Origin of the sequence: Nocardia sp. NPDC056564 (assembly GCF_042793755.1) — a bacterium.
GTDB lineage: Bacteria > Actinomycetota > Actinomycetes > Mycobacteriales > Mycobacteriaceae > Nocardia.
Window position 1 is genome coordinate 382,612 of record NZ_JBHTUR010000006.1, and the last position, 21,304, is coordinate 403,915.

The 21,304-nt window shown below is 67.9% G+C and carries 21 protein-coding genes; 12 read left to right on the forward strand and 9 right to left on the reverse strand.

Going from position 1 to position 21,304, the window contains the following annotated elements:
• The first annotated feature begins 191 nt into the window (after positions 1-191).
• The 3 genes from ACFQ9K_RS18660 (at position 192) to ACFQ9K_RS18670 (ending at position 2,527) form a co-directional block, all read left to right on the forward strand.
• The gene (locus ACFQ9K_RS18660; protein WP_378716755.1) at positions 192-848 is read left to right on the forward strand and encodes an SRPBCC family protein; all 657 of its coding nucleotides are present in this window, start codon (positions 192-194) and stop codon (positions 846-848) included.
• Positions 848-1,252, forward strand: coding sequence for an ArsR/SmtB family transcription factor (locus ACFQ9K_RS18665; RefSeq protein WP_378716754.1), 405 nt, complete (start codon positions 848-850; stop codon positions 1,250-1,252). Before ACFQ9K_RS18660 ends, ACFQ9K_RS18665 begins: the two co-directional genes overlap by 1 nt.
• Before the next feature lie 717 nt (positions 1,253-1,969).
• Positions 1,970-2,527: a hypothetical protein gene (locus ACFQ9K_RS18670; protein ID WP_378716752.1), complete on the forward strand. Its 558-nt coding sequence runs from the start codon at positions 1,970-1,972 to the stop codon at positions 2,525-2,527.
• Positions 2,528-2,617: 90 nt separating this feature from the next.
• Here ACFQ9K_RS18670 and ACFQ9K_RS18675 read toward each other — a convergent pair whose 3' ends face one another.
• On the reverse strand, positions 2,618-3,595 hold the full coding sequence (locus tag ACFQ9K_RS18675; RefSeq protein ID WP_378716750.1) for a DMT family transporter: 978 nt from the start codon (positions 3,593-3,595) through the stop codon (positions 2,618-2,620).
• 59 nt (positions 3,596-3,654) lie between these two features.
• Here ACFQ9K_RS18675 and ACFQ9K_RS18680 point away from each other — a divergent pair, with 59 nt between their 5' ends.
• The 6 genes from ACFQ9K_RS18680 to ACFQ9K_RS18705 all read left to right on the forward strand — a co-directional run bounded on the left by ACFQ9K_RS18680 (position 3,655) and on the right by ACFQ9K_RS18705 (position 8,174).
• Positions 3,655-4,185: a CGNR zinc finger domain-containing protein gene (locus ACFQ9K_RS18680; protein ID WP_378716748.1), complete on the forward strand. Its 531-nt coding sequence runs from the start codon at positions 3,655-3,657 to the stop codon at positions 4,183-4,185.
• 176 nt (positions 4,186-4,361) lie between these two features.
• Positions 4,362-5,573, forward strand: a complete 1,212-nt coding sequence (locus ACFQ9K_RS18685) for a diguanylate cyclase domain-containing protein (protein WP_378983393.1) — start codon at positions 4,362-4,364, stop codon at positions 5,571-5,573.
• Between the two features lie 220 nt (positions 5,574-5,793).
• Positions 5,794-6,150, forward strand: coding sequence for a S26 family signal peptidase (locus ACFQ9K_RS18690; RefSeq protein ID WP_378716746.1), 357 nt, complete (start codon positions 5,794-5,796; stop codon positions 6,148-6,150).
• 47 nt (positions 6,151-6,197) lie between these two features.
• Complete coding sequence (locus tag ACFQ9K_RS18695; protein WP_378716744.1) at positions 6,198-6,767, forward strand: DUF664 domain-containing protein; 570 nt, start codon at positions 6,198-6,200, stop codon at positions 6,765-6,767.
• 77 nt (positions 6,768-6,844) lie between these two features.
• Complete coding sequence (locus ACFQ9K_RS18700) at positions 6,845-7,141, forward strand: ArsR/SmtB family transcription factor (protein WP_378716743.1); 297 nt, start codon at positions 6,845-6,847, stop codon at positions 7,139-7,141.
• Positions 7,142-7,160: 19 nt separating this feature from the next.
• Positions 7,161-8,174: an LLM class flavin-dependent oxidoreductase gene (locus ACFQ9K_RS18705; protein ID WP_378716742.1), complete on the forward strand. Its 1,014-nt coding sequence runs from the start codon at positions 7,161-7,163 to the stop codon at positions 8,172-8,174.
• Here the strand turns inward: ACFQ9K_RS18705 and ACFQ9K_RS18710 are convergent.
• From ACFQ9K_RS18710 to ACFQ9K_RS18725, 4 genes are all read right to left on the reverse strand, one after another.
• The gene (locus ACFQ9K_RS18710; RefSeq protein ID WP_378716740.1) at positions 8,171-9,313 is read right to left on the reverse strand and encodes a hypothetical protein; all 1,143 of its coding nucleotides are present in this window, start codon (positions 9,311-9,313) and stop codon (positions 8,171-8,173) included. The two genes, ACFQ9K_RS18705 and ACFQ9K_RS18710, sit on opposite strands and share 4 nt — an antisense overlap.
• A 62-nt stretch (positions 9,314-9,375) precedes the next feature.
• Positions 9,376-10,161 carry a hypothetical protein gene (locus tag ACFQ9K_RS18715; RefSeq protein WP_378716738.1) on the reverse strand — a complete coding sequence of 262 codons (786 nt, stop codon included), beginning with the start codon at positions 10,159-10,161 and terminating at the stop codon, positions 9,376-9,378.
• A 249-nt stretch (positions 10,162-10,410) separates the two neighbouring features.
• Positions 10,411-11,160 carry a PP2C family protein-serine/threonine phosphatase gene (locus ACFQ9K_RS18720; RefSeq protein WP_378716736.1) on the reverse strand — a complete coding sequence of 250 codons (750 nt, stop codon included), beginning with the start codon at positions 11,158-11,160 and terminating at the stop codon, positions 10,411-10,413.
• A gap of 112 nt (positions 11,161-11,272) precedes the next feature.
• Positions 11,273-11,767 carry an Lrp/AsnC family transcriptional regulator gene (locus ACFQ9K_RS18725; RefSeq protein ID WP_378716734.1) on the reverse strand — a complete coding sequence of 165 codons (495 nt, stop codon included), beginning with the start codon at positions 11,765-11,767 and terminating at the stop codon, positions 11,273-11,275.
• 70 nt (positions 11,768-11,837) lie between these two features.
• On the opposite strand from ACFQ9K_RS18725, the gene ACFQ9K_RS18730 reads away from it, so the two are divergent.
• A complete protein-coding gene (locus ACFQ9K_RS18730) occupies positions 11,838-13,001 on the forward strand; it encodes a MalY/PatB family protein (RefSeq protein WP_378716733.1) in 1,164 nt (387 codons plus the stop codon).
• Between the two features lie 9 nt (positions 13,002-13,010).
• Here the strand turns inward: ACFQ9K_RS18730 and ACFQ9K_RS18735 are convergent, their stop codons facing one another.
• On the reverse strand, positions 13,011-14,477 hold the full coding sequence (locus ACFQ9K_RS18735; protein ID WP_378716732.1) for an FAD-dependent monooxygenase: 1,467 nt from the start codon (positions 14,475-14,477) through the stop codon (positions 13,011-13,013).
• Positions 14,478-14,724: 247 nt separating this feature from the next.
• Between ACFQ9K_RS18735 and ACFQ9K_RS18740 the strand changes: the two genes are divergently transcribed.
• Entirely contained in the window at positions 14,725-16,086 is a 1,362-nt protein-coding gene (locus tag ACFQ9K_RS18740; RefSeq protein WP_378716731.1) for a M20/M25/M40 family metallo-hydrolase, read from the forward strand.
• A gap of 14 nt (positions 16,087-16,100) precedes the next feature.
• Positions 16,101-16,643 carry a YbhB/YbcL family Raf kinase inhibitor-like protein gene (locus ACFQ9K_RS18745; protein WP_378716730.1) on the forward strand — a complete coding sequence of 181 codons (543 nt, stop codon included), beginning with the start codon at positions 16,101-16,103 and terminating at the stop codon, positions 16,641-16,643.
• 51 nt (positions 16,644-16,694) lie between these two features.
• Here ACFQ9K_RS18745 and ACFQ9K_RS18750 read toward each other — a convergent pair whose 3' ends face one another.
• From ACFQ9K_RS18750 to ACFQ9K_RS18760, 3 genes are all read right to left on the reverse strand, one after another.
• Positions 16,695-18,527, reverse strand: coding sequence for an AMP-dependent synthetase/ligase (locus ACFQ9K_RS18750; RefSeq protein WP_378716728.1), 1,833 nt, complete (start codon positions 18,525-18,527; stop codon positions 16,695-16,697).
• Between the two features lie 167 nt (positions 18,528-18,694).
• The gene (locus tag ACFQ9K_RS18755) at positions 18,695-19,504 is read right to left on the reverse strand and encodes a GTP cyclohydrolase II (RefSeq protein ID WP_378716726.1); all 810 of its coding nucleotides are present in this window, start codon (positions 19,502-19,504) and stop codon (positions 18,695-18,697) included.
• On the reverse strand, positions 19,501-20,994 hold the full coding sequence (locus tag ACFQ9K_RS18760) for a carbohydrate kinase family protein (RefSeq protein ID WP_378716725.1): 1,494 nt from the start codon (positions 20,992-20,994) through the stop codon (positions 19,501-19,503). Before ACFQ9K_RS18760 ends, ACFQ9K_RS18755 begins: the two co-directional genes overlap by 4 nt.
• Positions 20,995-21,304 lie beyond the last annotated feature (310 nt).

Here is a 21,304-nt window from a genome sequence, read left to right on the forward strand (position 1 = left end):
TCCTTTGTCAGCATTAGCTATGTAGCAGGTTCACAGTAATGGTGGAGTTGCCGTTTGCGGCCTTTACCAGCCGATTTGTGAGAACAGGAGGGTGTGGAGCGCTGGTAGCTGTGATCGATCACAGCGGGGGTCGAGTGCGCGACCGCGTGACATCAGATAGTATAAGTAAAAACTTATAGAAGGAGGTCGCTATGCCACTGCTCACCGACCCTGCGGCTATCGCCGGGCTTGTCGTTCGTGAGGTTCGCACCGGATCGCGCGACGGCGCGCCGACCCGGATCGTGATCGCGCGCCGTACGTACGCCACCGATCAGGCCGACCTGTGGGACGCGCTGACCGATGCCGAGCGGATACCGCGCTGGTTCCTGCCGGTCAGCGGCGAATTGAAGGTCGGCGGAAGGTTTCAGACCGAGGGCAACGCGGGTGGCGTCGTGCAGGAGTGCGATGAGCCGCAGCGGTTCGCCATCACCTGGGAGATGGGTCCGCAGATGTCCTGGGTGACGGTCACGCTGACCGCCGACGACGAGAACACCGTGCTGGAATTGGCCCACGAGGCGCACATCGTGCCCGAGTTCTGGGACCAGTACGGTCCCGGCGCCGTCGGGGTCGGCTGGGATCTCGCGCTGATGGCGCTCGGCCTGCACGTCGCGACCGGCGAAGCGGTGGACCCGGCCGCGGGGATGGCCTTTCCGACGACGCCGGAAGGACGGGTGTTCGTCGAGGTGGCGGCGCGGGGCTGGGCGGATGCGGCCATCGCCGACGGCGACGATCCGACTGCGGCGCACGAGTCCGCCCAGCGGACGATCACGTTCTACACGGTCCAGCCCGAGGGCGATCCAGAGTCCTGATGGCGGGTTCGGCGGAGAAGATTTTCGAGGCGCTCGCCGATCCGGTGCGCCGGTACATCCTCGAGCTGGTCGCCAACGGCGAACAAGCCGCAGGCACGGTTGTCGCTGCGGTGCAACGGTATACGCGAATCTCGCAGCCCGGGGTCTCCCAGCACCTCAAGGTGCTCCGGGAGGCCGGGTTGGTGCGCGTCCGTGCGGAAGGGACGCGGCGGTTCTACCTTCTGGACGCCGAAGGCGTGGCGGCGGCACAGTCCTGGCTGGCCCACCTGATCGACCCGATGGCGCAGTTCGCTCAACCGCTGGACGCGCTGGCCACCGAGGTCGCGCGTGGCCGGCGCGCGCGGAAGGGGGAGCCTGGCCGGGGCACGGGGGAGTCGTCTGGACGGGATGTTCGGCCGGCGTGAGTGGTGGAGGGCCGAGTTCTGTGGCGGACTGCCCCGCCCACCGCAACCGAATCCGTGATCCGAACGCGCGCACGCCTGCAACGCAAACCCCTGCGGGCCAACGGGTTCCGGCCGACCCGCCGCCCCAGCCAAACACAAATCGACGTTGCCGCACACCTCTCGATTTCCCGCACACCGAATCGCATGCAATTAGGTATGCGGGAAATCAGGAAGTGTGCGGCGAAGCGATGCACCCCGGAGACCCACCCGCCGACCCGGTCCGTCCAAGATCTGCACTACCTCTCGGGAGCCGCACCGAGAATAGGACCCTCAAGCCGGTGGGTAGCTCGATAGTCAGTGCGGCTCCTGGGAAGAACAGCGGGCAGGACCGCTGTGCTGAGAATTGCGCCCTCGAGCAGTGAGGACCGAAGCACTGTCTTACCTAGATATGCGCATCTATATATGCGCCTGTCCTTCATGCACTACACAAAAAGAAGGCCTTGATGCCGGTGCGTATCTCGCGAGTCGGTGTGACTTCCGAGATGTCCAGCAGGCAGGGCCGGTGGCGATCACGGGTACCGACAGTGTGCTGTGTTAAGGCCGCGTCGCATGCGCAACTGGTTCTGTCGCCTGGTGTTCGACGTGGTCGACGCAGGATCGAGGAGATCGAAACCGGTCGCAGCCCTGCTGGGCGAAATCGCGCTGAGCAAGCTGAGTTGACCTGAAAGAATGCGGTTTGTGGGATCGCAGCCGGAGGGCTACTACTCGACAGCGAAAATTGTCGTGCGTTCGTTCGAGGAGACTGTTCGAGCCCGGCCGCAGATGTTCTTCGGGTGCCACCGTGAGGACCCCAGGCTCGCCGGTGCCGTTGTCGATGCGGCAGTGCGGGATACGCTGCGGGAACCGAATCGACAGACCGTGCCGGCCGATGTGGCCGTCGAGGTGGTCATCGAGTCGGACCACCGGTTCACCATCACGGACAACCTGGTCAACGAGATGGGCAAGCTCGACGCGAATGGCTTGCCACTGAGCCGATGGGCACTCGGCGCGCTGCTCGCGGTCAGCGCACGAACCTCGATCGAGATCCGAACCACGGATCGGCAATGGCTGCTGGAGTTTGCGGGAACAACGCCCACCGAGTCGCCTCGCGAACACGTGTCGACGGGGAGCCCCGGCACTCGAATCACGTGCGAGCTCGACCGCGACTATCTTCCGGCGACGGCAGTGCTGCCCGCTGCTGCAGATCTTCTGGACGTGCGGGACGACCGGGTGATCGTCATAGATCTTCGGGGATAAGCGGCCGACCCTCGCGACCGCGGCGGCACATCGTTCGGGAGGCCGGCGCGGAGCGTGGGCTGTTCCGCGTTCCGCACTACGGTCGAACTTTCACCGCTCGGCGCCGAACTCGGGTACCGGTGTTTCGCTCGCACCGGACTCGGTAGTGGGAGCGGCGCTGGTGTCGATCTCGCCGCGGCGGACGACGATGACGCCGGCGAGGATCAGTGTGCCGCCGAGTAGTTGGATGGGGTGGGGCGCTTCGCCGAGTAGGGCCCAGGCGAAGAGCAGGGCGGCCAGGACTTCGAAGAGTGCGACGAAGGAGGCCAGGCGGGAGCCGAGCAGGCGGGTGGCGGCGATGCCGGAGACGTAGGCGAGGGCCGCCGTCACCACGCCGAGCACCAGGACCGGCGGCCACCAGGACAGGGTGAAGTGCTGGAAGACGACCGGGTTGGTGGTGGCATGCAGGGGGACGATGCCGACCGCGCCCGCGGCGAGCAGGCCGAGTCCGCCGATGAGCAGTCCGCCCGCGGCCAGAACGGTGCCCGGCAGCGTGCCGTCGCCCTGCGCGGAGAGCACGAAGTAGCCGGCCGCGCCGATCATGGCGGCGAGCGCCCAGGCGAGGCCGATCCAGCTGGTGCTCATGCCGGAGCGCAGGTCGATGACCAGGAACAAACCGGTGATGCCGAGCACCGCGCCGGCGACCGTCGCGGCGCCGGGGCGCTGGCGGTGTCGCAACCAGAGCCAGGTGACGACCGCGATCGGTGCGGTGTATTCGATGAGCAGCGCCACGCCGACGGCCATGTGCGCGACCGCGTTGAAATAGGCGAGCTGGGTACCGGCGACGGCGACGAGCCCGTACGCGACGATCAGAGACGCGTTGCGGCGCAACAACTGCCAGTCACCGTGTAGCTGCCGCACCGCGATGGGCATGAGCACGGCCGCGGCGACCAGCACCCGGACCGCGACGACCGAGGCCGCACTCCAGCCGCCGTTCATCAAGCCGCGGGCCAGCGAACCGGACAGGCCGAACGACGACGCCGACAGCACCGCCAGGATCAGTCCGGACCGGAGCCGTTGAACGGTCATGTCATGAGTCATCGTCGCCATGGGTAATGACGCTATGGGCGAGTATGTAATATGTCAACATGATTTTTGCTCATGACACCGAGGAGTCGCTGCTGGCTGCGGTGGAGCTGGTGAATTCGGCCGAGGAGCCGGATACGCTGACCGAAATCGACCAGCTGGACGCGTTTTTCGCCGAACACGTCTACACCGGCGTGCATGCCGGCGACGCCGCCGAACTGGCGGCGGTCCGCGCTCTGCGCGCACCGCTGCGCCGGATGCTGACCAGTGATCGTGATACGACGACCCGCCTGGTGAACGAGACCCTGGCGAAGCACCGCGCGGTGCCCCAGCTCGTCCGGCACGGCAAGGTCGACTACCACATCCACGCGGTGCCGGCCGACGCCCCGTTCCCGGTCCGGATCGCCGTCGAGACGGCGATGGCGCTGATCGATCTGATCCGCGCCGACGAGCTGAGCAGGCTGTCGATCTGCGCGGACAACGCGTGCGCGGGGATCGTGCTCGATCTGTCCCGCAACCGATCCCGCCGCTATTGCAGCACGGCGTGCGGAAACCGGAATGCGGTCGCGGCCTACCGCGCACGGAAGAAATGATCGCGGACCGGGTAAAACGACCGTTAGGATAGGCTTTTCCGCTCGAAATGGATAGCGCCGATCTCACATTGCGCGATGCACACACGAGTTTTACTGTCGATTTGCACGCCAAGCTGGATGACCAGGGGGGACCCGGGCGATTGCCCGGACCGTAGTCGACCGAAGGCGGTAATTCATTGACCGACGACCGATCGATGTTTCGAACCTGGTGGCGCGACCCGGTCGATTACCGCGCGCTGGTCGAGACGTTCGAATCGCATGGCGCGCTCGGTCGGTTCAAGTTCATGCTCGGCGCCGGTGGGCTGGTCATGCTGATGATCGCGGTGCTCGCCTCGATCGCGCAGGGTGATGTCGCGGGGTGGGTCGGTCAGGTGCAGGGTGCGGTGGAGGCGACGGTCGCCGGACTGTGGACGTTGCGCTGGTGGTTTCTGCCGTGGCCGCGTGAAACCGAGTCACTCGTCTGGATTGTGCTCTTCGATATCGACACCACTGCCAATGATTTGCTGGTGCACGATCGCGTCGTCGGAGTTCTGGGCGTGGTGCTGCTGACCGCGATGGGCGCCTACGTCACGGTATTCCACGGCCCGCGCATTCTCGCGCTGCACGTGGGCTGGACCCTGCTCACGAGTGTGGTGCTGGCCTTCCTGATGTTCCACGGCGAGTTGGCGGGCGGCGCGCCGAACCACCAGTGGGAGGATCTGGCACTCGGCTTGGCGGTCGTCCTGGTCATGCTGGTGGTGGTCGGCGTGATGCTGCCGTTCGTGCAGTTCTGCCACTGGCTGCTGCGCGCGGACGCGCTGTCCGATCCGCTGACCGGGCTGTTGAATCGCCGCGGCCTCGACGCCAGGCTGTCCGCGCACATCGCGCACTGCCGACGCGAATCGGCGTTCGTGGCGACGGTGGACATGGACCGGTTCAAGGCGGTCAACGACACCTTCGGCCATCCGTTCGGCGACGAGGTGCTGATCCGGACGGCGCAGCGGATCCGGGCAGCGGTCGACTCCGACGCGCTCATCGCCCGCACGGGAGGCGAGGAGTTCGTGATCGTCGGCTGCCTGCGCGAGGACGCCGCCGCCGTCGGTGAACGCTTGCGCCTCGCGATCGAGTCCATGCCCGGCCTGCCGCTGGCCATCACCGCGAGCGTCGGCATCGCGGTCCTCGACGACTCGCGTACCGGCGGCCCGTACGACATGGCCACCTACCATCGGCTGCTGCGTGGCTCCGATTCGGCGATGTACCGGGCAAAGCGTCGCGGCGGCAACGCCGTTGCCGTCGCGGGACAGGACGAACCCCTGCCCCGTTCGCGCCGCAAACCCTCCGGTGTCCCCGAAATCCACCCCGCGACGGCTACCGAGGAGCTCGGGCTACGTATGCGCCCGCCGGTATAACTCGCATAGTTGCCGACCGTGCCGCCAAAGGCTCTTTCATAGTTGCCGACCGTGCCGCCAAAGGCTATTTTCATCGATCTCGAGTGTCGGAACCGGCGACGGAAAGCGCCGTGATGTTCTTCGCCAAAATCGGCCGCCTGCCCCATGCGATCGGCATGTAACGGCCGCGCATTGGTCAAAATAGGTTGCGGCGCAGAATATTTGACGAGACACTACCTGGATGGGCGCATTGGACGCGGCTGCCGCGCGGGTGGCGGGCGGGGCAACGGTGCGGATCCGGCCCGTCGGTTCCTCGATGGTGCCGTTGATCCGCAGCCGTGAGCTGGTGACCATCGCGCCGGTCGATGCGGCGAAGGTCGAGGTCGGCGACATCGTGCTGGTCCGGGTTTCCGGAACCACCTATCTGCACCTGGTGACCGCGATCGCCGGTGAGCGGGTGCAAATCGGCAACAATCACGGCCGGATCAACGGATGGACCAGCCGGGCAAGGGTTTTCGGTCTCTGCACCGAGATCGAAGGGGTGCCGCGCAAGAATATCGACGGCAAGGTGCTCGGTCCCGCGTCCCCGGCCGAGTGAGTCGCGCGTCCCTTCCGGAGCCAGGTGCCGCGATCTACCGTGGCCGCATGACCGCCAGCGATACCCCGTGGGAACCGCCCGTCGCCGGGACCGAGGCCGAGCAGTTGATCGGCGCGCTCGAGCGTTTGCGAGCTACCTTCCGATGGAAGGCCGACGACCTCGACTCGGCCGGATTGCGGGTGCGGATCGGCGCCTCCGCGCTGACGCTCGGCGGGCTGCTCAAGCACCTCGCGCGGGCCGAGGACGAGATGTTCGGCCGCAAACTCAGCGGCACCCCGGTGGGCCCACCCTGGGACACCGTCGATTGGCGGGCGCACCCCGACTGGGACTTCGAGTCGGCCGCCGATGACCCTCCGGAAGCGCTCTACGCGATCTGGGACGACACTGTGGCCCGCTCGCGCGCGAGGCTGGACGCCGCGCTCGTCGACGGTGGTCTCGACCAGCTCGTCCACCTGGCCTGGCCCGACGGGCGCCGGCTCAATCTGCGCCGCCTGGTCTGCGACCTGATCGAGGAGTACGGCCGCCACACCGGGCACGCCGATCTGCTCCGAGAGGCCGTGGACGGGCGCGTCGGCGAGGACCCGCCGGCCGGCTGGCGTCCGCGTCGCGCCGGCTAGCCGCACGTGAGCAGGGTCATGGTGCCGCCCGGACGGATGCGGCGTAAGTTCGTTAATTAGCGAAATACCGAAGGGTGGTGAGCGTGCTCGACGAGTGCAAGGCGTTGGCGAACGAGACCCGCTTGCGCGTTCTGGAGTGGCTCAAGGAGCCGGAGGTGCACTTTCCCGGGCGCGGCGACACGGCCGAGCTCGGGGTGTGCGTCGGACTCATCCAGCAGAAGGCCGGCACGTCGGCCTCGACCATCTCGGCGCACCTGGCGATCCTGCAACGCGCCGGGTTCCTGTGCGCTACCCGGCGCGGCCAGTGGATCTACTACCGCCGCGACGACGCCCGCATCCGAGCCTTCACCGAACAACTGCACCGCGTTCTCTGACCTACGAAAGGCATGTCCTATGTCGACTGCACTGTCCATCCTCGACCTGGCGCAGATCGCGCCCGGTCAGTCCGCGCGCGACAGCTTCGACAACAGCGTCGCCCTGGCGCGGGCCGCCGAACGTAGTGGCTATCAACGTGTTTGGTATGCCGAGCACCACAACATGCCGTCCATCGCGTCGAGCGCCACCAGCGTGCTCATCGGGCATGTCGCGGCGCACACCGACACCATCCGGCTCGGCTCCGGCGGCATCATGTTGCCCAACCACTCGCCGCTGGTGATCGCCGAACAGTTCGGCACGCTGGAGACGTTGTTCCCCGGCCGGATCGACCTCGGCCTGGGCCGGGCGCCGGGCAGCGACCAGAAGACGATGCTCGCGCTGCGCCGCAACCCGTCGTCGGCCGACTCGTTCCCGCAGGACGTGCTGGAGCTGCAAGGGTATCTGAGCGGGCATTCGCGTATCTCCGGCGTGCAGGCCGTGCCGCGCGCGGAAGGCATTGTGCCGCTGTATATCCTGGGTTCCTCGTTGTTCGGTGCGCAGCTGGCCGCGCAGCTCGGCCTGCCCTACGCGTTCGCGTCGCACTTCGCCCCGGACGCGCTGCATCAGGCGGTCGCCGTCTATCGCGAAACCTTCCGGCCGTCGGAGCAGTTGGCCGAGCCGTACGTGATGGCCGCGCTCAACGTGTTCGCCGCGGTAGACCGCGAGGACGCGCTGGAGCAGAAGAAGATCGCCTGGCGTAACCGGGCACGGATGTTCATCAAGCGCGGCGCCGCCGACGTCGACTACAGCGACGCGGAGATCGACGCGTTCCTCGCCTCGCCGAACGGGCGTCAGCTCGCCTCGATGACGCAGTACACCGCCGCGGGCACGCCCGCCGAAGTCGTTGCCTACCTTGACGATTTCGCCGCAGACATCGCCGCCGACGAGCTCATCCTCTCGCATTCCGCGCTGCAGATCGACGATCGCGTGCGCTCGGTCGAGCTCACCGGCGCCGCCATGGCCGCGGCCGCGCGCGAACCGGCCATCGGTTAGCCCAGCGGTCGTGGCGGGCGCCGCCTGGTGACCTCCGTTGTGCCCTGGTGGGTGAGGATGACGAGCACCACGAGCAGGGTGACGATTTCGAGGGTGTTGAAGGCGAACTGGTCGGCGGCCGGGGCGGTCGCGTCGTCCGCCAGGGGCGGGGTCGCGGCTACGCCGAATCCTTCTGACGCGGTTGCTGTTTCGGCTTCCGCGGGTGCGGCGACGGGTGCGGATACCGGCCGGAAGCCGGAAAGCGGCGGGCTCAACACCGGGGACGGGATCAGGAGCGGAAATGACGGTGGGGGCGGGGTCGGGGCGGTGGAGAGGGCGAGCAGGCAGGTCAGCACGGCGCTGCCGGTGACCGCGCTGCCGACCGCGGCGCTGCCGAGGGCCGACCCGCTGGAGCCGAAACCCGGTGGGATGACCACGGATCCGGCCGAGCCGACGAAGGCCCACCAGGGCGGGGCCAGCATTCCCGGCCCGATCAGACCGGAGCCGGCGGCCGATCCGAGGAACAGCAGGGCGCCCGCGGTGACCGCGCTTCCGGCGCAGGCGGTGACGACGCTGCCGCTGTCGAGGCCGAGGACGGCGGGGTTGGCGGTGGCTCCTGTTGTCGGCGTGGCACTTCCGGTAGCGTCCGCGTCCGCGTCGGCGGCGGGACCGAGGTCGAGAATCGCGTTCGTGGTGGGCAGTGCCGGTGGCTCCAGCGACAGTTGACCGCCGTCGGCGCTTCCCGTCGAGGCCTCCGGGATGACGGCGCTGCCGGTCGCGATGTCTTCGTGGCCCGCACTGCCCGTGGGAACATCCTGCGCTGCCGGGCCTCCCGACGCGGCGGTGTTTGCGCCGGTGGTGTCCTCCGTGGCGGTGTTTCCGGAAGGAGCATCGGGCGTGGATGGGCCGCCGGGTTCGGCCGGTGTGCTGGTGCCATCGCTCGGCGCACCGGGCGCAGCCGCACCGCCGGTTCCGTACGTGGTGACCGGCGAAAGTGGAGGTCCGAACGGAATTGCCGTCGTGTCGACTTGCGAGTTCTCCTGCGGCGTCGCACTTTCCGTTGCGACGTCGGCGGTAGGCGACGGACTCGGTAGCACGTCGTCGGCGGTGCACGGACCGCCGAACAGCACGGCGGCCGGCACGAACGCGCTCGCGACCATCAATCCGCGTGCGCCCCTTGCGATTCTCGGTGCAGCGCCACCGAACGTCCTCCGGGTGCGCTTCATTCGTTGTGGGTGACCGGTCCGAGGGGACCCTGCTCGTATTGCGATTGGGCATAGGTGAAGGCGTCTTTCGGAATGCCGAGCACTCCGGAGAACGGTCGCTCCAGGTCGTGGATGGCCAGCAGGGACGAGCCGATCACGATGCCGAGCAGCGCGGTCATCGCGAGGCTGCGCCGGGTCACCTGCATTCCGGTGAGCACGGGGTTGAGCAACACCAGCGCGGCCCCGAAACACAAGGCGATGTACAGGAATTGGGGGACGGTGCGGGACGCGTCGATGGCGCGGTCGTGGCGGGCCTGGGTCACCCGGTCGATGCCGGCCAGCGCGCGCGAGCGGGCTTCGATCACGATCGGATCCGTCGACCGCACCGACACCACCGCGTCGCGGAGGGAGTCGAGCGTTTTGCCGGTGGACTCGCTGAGCCTGCTCTCGCGTTCCATCACCGGCCACTCGGTGGTGAGCACCTCGTCGGTGTAGGCGAGCACCTTGTCGTGGATCCGCTGCTGGTCCGGTCCCGGCATCGCGTGGATGGCCAGGTGGGTGTCGACCAGGCCCTTGGACTCGGTGATCGTGTGGTTGTACGCGTTCTGGTTCTGGTTCCAGCAGGCCACGAAGACGAACGCGAGGACCGCGGTGAAGATGGTCTTGGCCAGGTCGAGCGCGAGGTGACTGGACGACTCGTCGCTGTTCTGCCGCCAAGATTTCGGCCGAACCCGATCCCCGACAACCAACACCCCCACCGCGATCGCCGCGGCGCAGATCGCGACCAGCAATTCCTGAGCCATCTCGCTCCACTTTCCCGGGCAAAGTCGGTACAACTGATTTCCGAGTGCATGATCGAGCGGCCGGAACAACCCCGGCATGGGGATATTAGAACAGTAACGGTCGAAGGTTAGCCCTGGTGAGGTGCGCTAAGTTGGCGACGTTACCGAACTGTGATCAACGAAGAATGACTCGAGCGAATTTGCAGCAAATAGCAGTTGATCGGCGTCCTATTTCGAGGAAAAGGCACGTGAGAGGGCGCGCTGCGGTATTCAGATCAACGGGCGGCAGTCCGCGACGAGGGCGGTCGTATTGTCGGTTCCGCCGGTGCGCAGGGCACTGTCCACCAGCGTGTCGGCGGCGTTCGCCGGCGACGCCTCGTCGGCGAGTACCGCTTTGATCGTCGCGATGTCGAGGCGCTTGTGCACGCCGTCGGTGCTCAGCAGCAGCCTGCCGGTGCTGGAGCCGGTGGTGGCGGTGCCGATGTCGGCGGCCCGCACCGTGCGCGCGGAGGTGATGACGACATGGTCCAGACGGGGCGCGGCGCCGTAACCGCGGGTGCGCCAGAATTCGCCGACGGTGTGGTCGGTGGTGATCTGGTGCAGCACCCGGCCGTTCCAGCGGTAGGCACGGCAATCGCCGACCCAGGCGATATCGCCCGGTCCGTCGGGCTGTCCCGCGGAGGGCAGCACGGCGACGACGAGGACGCTGTCGGCCTCGCTCTGCGGAAACTGGCGGAGCAATTCCGCTTGCGCGCCAAGGATTCCCGCGTGCGCTCCGGCACGCGCGCCGATGCGCGCGGCGAACTCGGCCGCGGTACGCGCCGCCCGGGCGGCGGCCAGGTGGTCGCCGATGCCGTCGGCGACCACGAACGCGGTCCGTCCGGTCACCGGATCGCTGGCCGCGGCCGCGGCATCGGCATTGAGCGAGCGAGAACCGCGTCTGCTCAACGATTCCCAAGTGGTGCCGGTCAGTCGCACTACCTCGGGGTCAGGGCCATCGGTGACAGGTGCCGAGCACATGGCCTGACCTCCTTGGGCGGGTTCTTGCTGCGTGCCGATCGGCACTACTCCAGTAAACCGCTGAAACCCGTGGCGTCGGCAACAGTTTGCCGTGCAGTTCCTGTGAAGCCCATTACGTTTTGGTCTCTTGGCGTGATCCCGACAACGGTACGGCGAGTTGGACTTTGATTCGTTCGTAGGTCGGCAACGTCTCGTAACGGTGCACGGACTTGTCCCGGACGAAGAGATCGTTCGACAGGTGACGATAGGCGGCGAGGTCCTCGGTGATCAGCACCACGAGGTAATCCCATTGACCGACAACGGAATAGCACTGCTGCACGGCGGGCTCGGCGAGCATGCGGTCGCAGAACGCGAGATAGTGCTCGGCGTTGTCCTCGGCCAGCTCGACGAGCACCACGCTGGTCAATCCCATGCCCACCGCCCGCGGGTCGATCACGGCGACCTCCGCGGTGATCACGCCGCCGGTGCGCAGGCGGGTCAGGCGGCGCTGAACGGCGCTGGGGGAGAGGCCGACTCGATCGCCGAGTTCGTGCAGGGGCTGGGACGCGTCGACCTGGACGAGCTCCAAGAGCCGGTGGTCGATGTCGTCTAACGGTAGAACGGTCACGCAAAATCCTTGCGTACGGGCGGGAAAATTGTCAATCGTGTCCGGTGCCGTTACTTCTATGGTTCAGCCCATGAGTGATCTGGTCGACATCGAGGTACTGCGGCAGCGGGTGGGGATCAAGTGGGCACGGGCGGGGGCGGATGTGCTGCCGGGCTGGATCGCGGACATGGACTTTCCGGTGCCGGAGCCGGTGCGGGCGGTGTTGCGCCGGGCGGCGGAGGGCGATCTGGGCTACCCGGCGTGGGAGGACCGGCCCGATCGCAACCCGCTGCAGGAGGCGTTCGCCGAGCGCATGCATGACCGGTACGGCCTGGCCCTCGACCCGGATGACGTGTACGTCTTCACCGAGCTGATCCAGGTCCTGCAGATCGTGTTGCAGCTGATGACCCGGCCGGGCGACGCGGTCGCGGTGCACACGCCCGCGTACCCGCCGTTCCTGAAGACGCTGGAGGTGATGGGGCGGCGGCTGGTGCCCATCCCGATGATCGAGGGGCCCGACGGGTGGACCTTCGACGCCGAGCGGATGGCGCGGGACATCGCCGAGAACCAGTGCCGTGCCTTGATACTGGTGAACCCGAACAACCCGACCGGGCATATGTTCGATCGTGACGAGCTGTCGTCGATCGCGGAGATCGCCTGTCGGCACGACCTTTTCGTGGTCTCCGACGAGATCCACTCCGAGCTGACGCACGAGCGACGCAGGCACATTCCGATCGCCTCGCTCGGGGCCGAAATCGCCGGGCGGACGGTCACTTTGAACTCCGCGAGCAAGGCGTTCAATCTGGCGGGGCTGCGGTGCTGTGTCGCGCACGTCGGGGACGGCCGGGTACGGGCGGCGTTGGACGCGCAGCCGCCGTTGATGTACGGGCAGGTCAGTGCGCTGAGCGTGCTCGCGACCTGCACCGCGTGGCGGGAGGGCGGCGAGTGGCTGGCGCGGACCCGGCGCGCGCTGACCGCGAACCGCGACCTGGTGGCCGAGTCGCTACCGCCCGGGATCGGCTTCCATCGGCCCGAGGCGAGCTATCTGGCCTGGCTCGACTGCCGCGCACTCGAACTCGGCCAGGATCCGGCGGCGTTCTTCCTCGAGCAGGCCAGGGTCAAACTGCTGCCCGGCCCCGACTTCGGGCCTGGCGGTGCGGGTTTCGCGCGGCTGAACTTCGCGACCTTCCGTCCGGTGCTCGACGACATGCTCGGGCGGCTGCACGCCGCGGTGGACCAGCACGCCAATCGTTGAGGGTGCGGGTCAATCGGACATGCCGAACCAGTGCGTCAGTGCGGTCGAGATCGCCGAGGGGTCGTCACTCGACGCGCAGACGTAACCGTCCGGCCGGACCAGTACCGCCGCCGCGGCCAGCGCGCCGGGATCCACGCTGACGCACCGGATCCGCGTCTGCCAGCCGTCGGCGAGCGGGGCGAATCGACGGTCCGGGCTGCTGTCCAGCAGCAGCCCGTGCCCGTCGCGCGCGTGTTCGGCGAGGCGGGTGCCGTCGGCGAGATCGAGATCCGGCATCCGGTGGCCGAGTCCAGGACCGAGCTCGTAGCGAATGGCCAGACCGGAAATGTCTTGGGCCACCTGAAGGTTAGCCTCCGGTATCTGCAGCAACCCGCTGATCATCTGGCGCACCACCCTGGCGTCGGGATGCGGCGCGGTCAGGACGCTCTGCGCCTGGGTGTTCGCCAGCACGGCGGCCGCGACCGGGTGCCGCTCGATGTGATAGCTGTCGAGCAGATGCGCCGGGGCCCAGCCGTTGATCGCGGCGGCGAGCTTCCAGCCGAGGTTGAACGCGTCCTGCAGGCCGAGGCTCATGCCCTGACCGCCGAGCGGCGCGTGGATGTGTGCGGCGTCGCCGGCGAGAAACACTCGGCCCGTTCGGTATCGGTCGGCCTGCCGGGAGGCATCGGTGAACCGGGAGCCGGCGCGCACCTCGTCGAGTTCGATCTCCGGTCCGTAGACGCGGGTCAGCACACCCTGGATCTCCGCGGCGGAAATCGGCGTGTCCTTGCCGACTTCGGGCTGATCGAGGGCGTTGAACGTGAACCGGTACACCCCGTCGCGCAGCGGCAGCAGGAAGGCGAAATCGGCGCGGTCGGTGTCGAATTGGGGCAGCGTCCAGGACTCGGCCACGCCCGCCGGTTTGCTGCGCAGGGTGATGTCGCAGACCGTCGCGGGCGCGTTGCCGTCCCGGCCGGGGAACGCCACGCCGCTCAGTTTGCGTACGGTGCTGCGCCCGCCGTCGGCGCCGACCAGGTAGTGCGCCGTGATCCGCTGCTCGCCGTCCGGCGTGGCGACGATCGCGACGACCTGTTCGTCATCGGGCGCGAGCCCGGCGTCGATGCGAACCAGCTCGTGGCCGCGGCGCGGCGTGCTGCCGAAGCCGGCGAGATCGGCCTCCAGCGCCCGCTCGACATCGGCCTGCACGATCCCGACCTGATAGGCGAAGCGGCTGTCCAGCGCCCCGTAGTTGAGCGGGATGCCGGAGAAATGGCCCCATTCCACGTTGGCGAAGGCGAACTCGCCCATCCGGTCGAGCCGGCCGCGCCAATCCAGGATCTCCGCGGACCGCGGCTGCAAGTTCAGCGCTTTGGACTGCCTGTTGCGGGTCGGGTCACGCTCTATGACAATGGCCCGCACCCCCGCCAACCCCAACTCGTTCGCCAATAACAGACCAGTCGGTCCGCCGCCAACAATGACCACATCGGTATCCGGCACGTCTCAACCCTGCCAACCGTATGCCGGTCGCGCCACCGGTTTTCGCGCCCGAGCGGCCCACCGGTGAAGATCGAGCCGGGCCGATAGCCGTGTGGCCCTCGCTTCGGCGATGCGTTGCGATCATCGTGATGCAGACCCCTGCGGACGCGGTGATCGGCACCGTACGCTGTGCCGCCCCGCGGTCATGCGGGGCGTCGGCAGGAGGGACCGGGCGGCGCGGGTGCGGGTAGGTGGTAGGAAAGGGTACGTGTCCACAACTGTCGAAGGATCAGTCCCCAACAGCAGCTCTCGCGCGGTCGACGAGGTGGTGGACCTGGTCAGCGCGCTGATCCGGTTCGATACCTCGAACACTGGTGAGCTGGCGACCACCAAGGGGGAGCGCGAGTGTGCGGAATGGGTGGCCGAGCAACTGCAACAGGCCGGGTATACCACCGAGTACGTCGAGTCGGGGGCGCCAGGGCGCGGGAATGTGTTCGCGCGGTTGACGGGCGCGGATTCGAGCAGGGGCGCGCTGATGATGCACGGGCACCTGGACGTGGTGCCCGCGGAGGCGGCGGACTGGAGCGTGCATCCGTTCTCGGGCGCGGTGCAGGACGGTTACGTGTGGGGGCGCGGCGCGATCGACATGAAGGACATGGTCGGGATGATGCTGGCCATCGCCCGGCAGTTCAAGCTCGAGGGGACCGTGCCGCCCCGCGACATCGTGTTCGCGTTCCTGGCCGACGAGGAGAACGGCGGCAAGTGGGGATCGCAGTGGCTGGTGGACAACCGGCCGGACCTGTTCGAGGGGATCACCGAGGCGGTGGGTGAGGTCGGCGGCTTCTCGCTGACCGTGCCGCGGCCCGACGGCACCGAACGCCGGCTGTATCTGGTGGAGACGGCCGAGAAGGGGCTCGGCTGGATGCGGTTGCGCGCCAAGGCCCGTGCCGGTCACGGCTCGTTCCTGCACGAGGACAACGCGGTCACCATTCTGGCCGACGCGGTCGCACGGCTCGGCAAACACACCTTCCCCGTGGTGATGTCGGAGTCGGTGACCGCGTTCCTGGCCGCGGTCGCCGAGGAGACCGGGCTGGAGTTCGACCCGTCCAGCCCGGACATCGAGGGACAGCTGGCCAAGCTGGGCACCATCTCGCGGATCATCGGTGCCACACTGCGGGATACGGCGAACCCGACCATGTTGCAGGCCGGGTACAAGGCGAACGTGATTCCGCAGACCGCGGAGGCCGTGGTCGACTGCCGCGTGGTGCCGGGCCGGCAGGCGGCGTTCGAGCGTGAGGTGGACGAGCTGATCGGCCCGGACGTCGAGCGCGAGTGGATCACCAAACTCGACTCGTACGAAACGACTTTCGACGGTCACCTGGTCGACGCGATGAACGACGCGATCCTCGCCCATGACCCGCGGGGGCGCACCGTGCCCTACATGCTCTCCGGCGGCACCGACGCGAAGGCGTTCGCCCGCTTGGGCATTCGCTGCTTCGGCTTCGCGCCGCTGCAACTGCCACCGGATCTCGACTTCACCGCGCTGTTTCACGGTGTGGACGAACGCGTTCCGGTGGAAGCGCTCGAATTCGGCACCCGGGTGCTGGAACACTTCCTGCTGAACAGCTGACGAAAGGACAATCAGTGCCCGATTACTCCTACAACCCGTACGCCGCGCTGCCGCAGTTGCCGTCGTTCACGCTGACCTCCGACGACGTCACCGACGGTCAGCCGCTCGGCAACGATCAGGTCAGCGGCATCTTCGGGGCCGGCGGCAAGGACCTCTCGCCGCAGCTGTCCTGGTCCGGATTCCCCGCGGAGACAAAGAGTTTCGCCGTGACCGTGTACGACCCGGACGCGCCGACCGCGGCCGGATTCTGGCACTGGGCGGTGGCCGACATTCCGGTCGGCACCACCTCGCTGCCCAGCGGGGCGGGCAGCGGTGAGGAAGGCGGCGCGCTGCCGACCGGCGCGATCAGCCTGCGCAACGACGGCGGGTTCGCCGGATTCGTCGGCGCCGGACCGCCGCCCGGACACGGTTACCACCGCTACTTCATCGTGGTACACGCGGTGGACGTGGAGAGCCTCGGCATCGATGCCTCGGCCACGCCCGCCTATCTGGGCTTCAATCTGTTCTCGCACGCCATCGCGCGCGCGACGATCGTGGGCACCTTCGAGCAGAAGTAGGTTCGGACGCGACGGTGGCCCTGAGCGAAATGCGCAGGGCCACCGTCATTGTCACTGCACGTTGATGACCCGGTCCGAGGCGTCTTTCGCGTAGAGCGCCTCGACCTCGGCCGCGTACTTCCGCGCGATCGGAGTGCGTTTGAGCGACATCTTCGGGGTCAGCTCGTCGCCGCCCGGCTCCCACACCGCGCCGATGATGGTGAAGCGCTTGATCTGCTCCACCCGGGACAGCTTGACGTTGCCCGCCTGTACCGCGGCGAGCACCTCGTCGACGATCTCCTGCCTGGTGGCCAGCGTCGCCACATCGGCGCCGGTCGCGTCGAATTCCTTGGCGCGCAACGCCGCGACGTCGGGATCGAGCACGATCAGCGCCGCGATATAGGGCTTCGCGTCGCCGAACGCGACCACCTGACCGACCAGGGAGGACACCGCCTTCACCGCGTTCTCCACGTTGCTCGGCGCGATGTTCTTGCCGGCCTCGTTGATGATCAGTTCCTTCTTGCGATCGACGATGCGCAGGTAACCGTCGGCGTCCAGGGTGCCGATGTCGCCGGTGTGCAGCCAGCCGTCGGCGTCGATCGCCTCCGCCGTCTGCTCCGGCATGTTGCGGTAGCCGCCGGTGACGATCGCCCCGCGCACCAGGACCTCGCCGTCGGTGTCGAGTCGCAGCTCCAAGCCGTCGACCGGGCGGCCGACCGAGCCGGGGCGCGGCTTGGCCTTCTCGGTGAAGGTGCCGACGCCGGTGGTCTCCGACATGCCCCACACCTCGCTCATCGGGAAGCCGAGGCCGAGGAAGTATTCGAGGGTCTCCGCCGGGATCGGCGCGGCGCCGGAGGCGGGCACGGACAGCTCGTCCAGGCCCATCGCGTGCCGCAGCTTCGACAGCACCAGCGCGTCGGCCAGTTTGTGCTGCACCGAGAGGATCGGCCCGCGACCCTTGCCCGCGAGATCGGCCCTGGCCGCGGCCATGCCGGTCTCGATGGCCCAGTTGGCGAGCGACTTCTTCACCCCGCTCGGCTCGGCGGCCAGCTTGCCCTCGATGCCCACCTTGATCTTCTGCCACACCCGCGGCACGCCGAAGAAGGTGGTCGGACGGGCGTCGGGCAGCGCGGCGGCGACCTCGCGCGGGTCCGGCACGGTGGTCACCTGGACGCCGGTGACCAGGTTCATGGCATGGCAGGAGATGCGGTCGGCGACGTGCGCGGCGGGCAGGTACGACACGGCGCGGTCGTCCAGGCCGACCGGCAGCGGCCCGTTGACCAGCGCGATCACCTGGGCGAGCACGTTGCGATGGGTGACCTCGACGCCCTTGGACGGGCCGGTGGTGCCCGAGGTGTAGATCAGCGTGGCCAGGTCGTCCGGCTTGACCGCGCGCCAGGCCGCCTCGAAATCGAAATGCGGAGCCGGGTTCGCCTCGACGTCGGCGAGGGTGATGGCGCCGGTGGCCGGTCCGTCCACCAGCACGATGTGCGCGAGTTCGACGCCCGCGCCGGTCACCTTGTCCAGGAAAACCTGTTCTGTCACAACGACTTTGTTCGCCGCATTGGTGAACAGGTGGGTGATCTGCTCGGACGAGCTGGTGTTGTAGATCGAGAACGGGGTGGCGCCGAGGTGCAGGGCGGCGGTGTCGACCAGGTTGAATTCGGGCCGGTTGGTCAGCATGATGCCCACGGTGTCGCCGGGCCCGACGCCCAGCGCGGACAGGCCGGACGCGATCGCGCGCACCCGCTCGCCGAACTCCCGCCAGGTGATCTGCTGGGTCCCGCCGACCGTCCGCAATGCCACCTGATCGGGCCGCAACGTCAGGGTCTCCTGGAACGCCTCCGGAACCGTGTAGACCGTTTTGTCCGATTCGTGCGCATAGCCGATGTCTGCTGTCGTCATATCCCTGTTCCTGATTTCCATGCCATGAACCGCGCCTCACGGCGTCCGCACGCGGGCGGTTCTCAGTGCGCCAGGAGTGGCGCGGCTCACTCATGGTAGCCAGGGAGTGGGGATAACGGTGGGGCTTACCCGCGAAGTAACACGCATGCGACATTTGCCGCCCGGGGCTACTTCGACCGGGCGAATCGGCCGCGTTGCCGGGCCGCGACCACGAACGCGACCAGCGCGCCGAGCGCAGTGCCCGCGGCACTGCCGAGCTGATCGAAATGGACCATGAGCGCGCACAGGATCGCGATCGGGACGAACAGCTCGACGCCGAGGTGCGGCGTCCAGCGCGGGCGCATCGACCGCGCCGAGAACGCGACGAACGGGATGTACACGATCGGGATGCGATGGCCCCGGCGTGCCCGTTTGGCCTCCAGGTACCGGCGGGCCCGCAGGCCGTGCACGGGCGTGAGCAGCGGCACGGGGGCGACGTCGATGCCCGCGGCGCGCAGTGCGTCGATCTTGGCCGGATTGTTGGTGAGCAGCCGCACCGAGCGCAGACCGAGCCCGGCCAGCCGTTCGGCGGCCAGGTCGTAGCTGCGATCGTCGGCGGGGTAGCCGAGCGCCTCGTAACTGGCGAACGTGTCGGTCGCGTGCTGCTCGCTGTATCGGTAACCGCGCGCCTTCGCGACCAGCCCGGCCCCGCGGCCCTCCTGCTCCAGATACACCAGCACGCCCGCGCCCTCGGCCTGGATCAGGTCGAGGGCGGCGTCGAGTTCCGGTCCGCAGTCGCAGTCCTCGGAACGCAGCGCGTCGCCGTACAGGCAGCGCGAGTGCAGGCGTACCAGACAACCGTCGGCAACCTCGCCGAAAACCAGCAGATGCCCCTGCTCGCCCTGGGTGCCGAGCTCCAGCACGCGCAGTCGCAGATCATGCTCCTTGCGGGTGAACCGGTGATCGGTTTCGGCAAGGTCGGACCCAGCTGTGGTCAACGCTTCTCCTTCGAAGCAAGGTGGAAGATCCGGTCGATCTCACTGACGAGCGGCATTGCGTCTGGGACATCTCCGAACGATTGCGTCGCGGCCGTCGCGGCCGTTGCCCAGACATAGTCCTGGCCCTCGGCCGGTCTGCGCGTCGAGACGAGACGATATACCAGCGCCGCGGCGAAGGCCGCCTGAGCGCCGGGGGAGTCTTCGAGAGCCGCTGGGAACGGCGGGATCTCGGCGTTGACCCTATCCGACCACACCGTGCACCGGAAGTCCTCGACCGCGCATACGGAACGGACGCCGAGCGTGCGCAACCGCCGCGCGGTGTCGGCCACCGAGGTGGAATTCGCCTCCGGCACCATCGCGGCGAGGTCTGCGCTGGTGCCCGCGAGATAGTCGACCACGTCGAGGTATTGGTACAGATACTGCGGCAGGTCCACCGAGGGGGAGGGATGCACGACGAGCAGCGGCCTGCCCGCGGTTCGACGCACGGTGGCCAGCACCTGTTCGATCACCGGGCGGGGCTGCTCGAAGGTCAGCAGCACCGCGTCCGACTGCTCGATCGCGGCGTGGATGACCGGACTGCGCAAATCTTGAGCACTCAACCGGATTCGGTAGTCGCGGCAACCGATATTGCTCGCCGCGCCGGTGCTGGTGATCAGCACCGCGGTGACCGGGGTCGGCGCGTCGGGGACCACCTTCACCAGATCGGTGTCGACGTTCTCGCTGCGCAGGTAGTCCAGGATTCGCCGGCCCGCGTCGTCGTCGCCGATCGCCGTGATCAGCTGAACGCGCAGCCCGAGCCGGGCGGCGGCCACGGCCCGGTTGAGCCCCTTGCCGCCCGGATGTTCGGCGAAGTTGCCCGGCGTCGAGGTGCCGACCTCCGGAATGTGGCCGACGCGGTAGATGTGATCGATCACCGCGTCGCCGAACACCGTGACGACGCCCGGAACCGGCGGCGGCGCAACCACTTCCGGGGCAGGCAGGGAGTGGCCCGGATGGGTGGGCCCGGCATCGTAGATCGATTCGTTGGCGACCAGGGCGGCGAGTTCGGTGAACGCGCGCCACTCCTGGTTGCCGCGCAACGACCGCACGGAAGGTGCGGGCGGCACGTGGTCGGCGTGCAGTGCGGTGTGCAGCAACTGCCACCGATCGGCCAGATACTGCCGCCGCTCGCCCAGGTCGGGAGCGTAGAGGCGATCCAGATCGATTCCGGCGTCCGGAATTTCGCGCAGCAGGCCGAGCGCGAGAACCGCGTCGACGATCAGCAGCGAGGAGGGATTGAGCTGGCGAGCCAGATCGCGCACCACCGGCAGCACCGCCTCCTCGCGCGCTATCCCGGTTCGCTGCGCGTGCCTGCGCACGGCCGGCAGATCCAGCAGCGGTGCGACGTCGATCTCGGTGGTGCGCAGGCGATCCGAGCTCAATCCCGAGCGCTTGCCCAGCCTGGTGAGGATGTTGCGGGCGGCCACCGTGCCCGAGTCCTGCGGCAGCATCGCCATCCTCCCTGTGGTCGTGACGGATCGTTATGCGGCGCTCAGGATAAGCGGTTTATCCGAAGCATGAACTGGCAATTACCAAACTACAACGGCAATTGACCTTTGAGAACGGCAAATGCCACACTGGGGGTGACGATTCGATCGTCTCCGCCAGACGACTCGGGAGGGCCTGGTGATGAAGGTGATTTTCCTGATCCGGCAGATCCGCCGGCGCAAGCAGCGCCGCGCAGTCACCGACACCGAGCTGGAGCCGAACCTGCACGCGGCCTAGGCGAATCGAGTGCGTTCGCCGCACCTGCCGAATGAC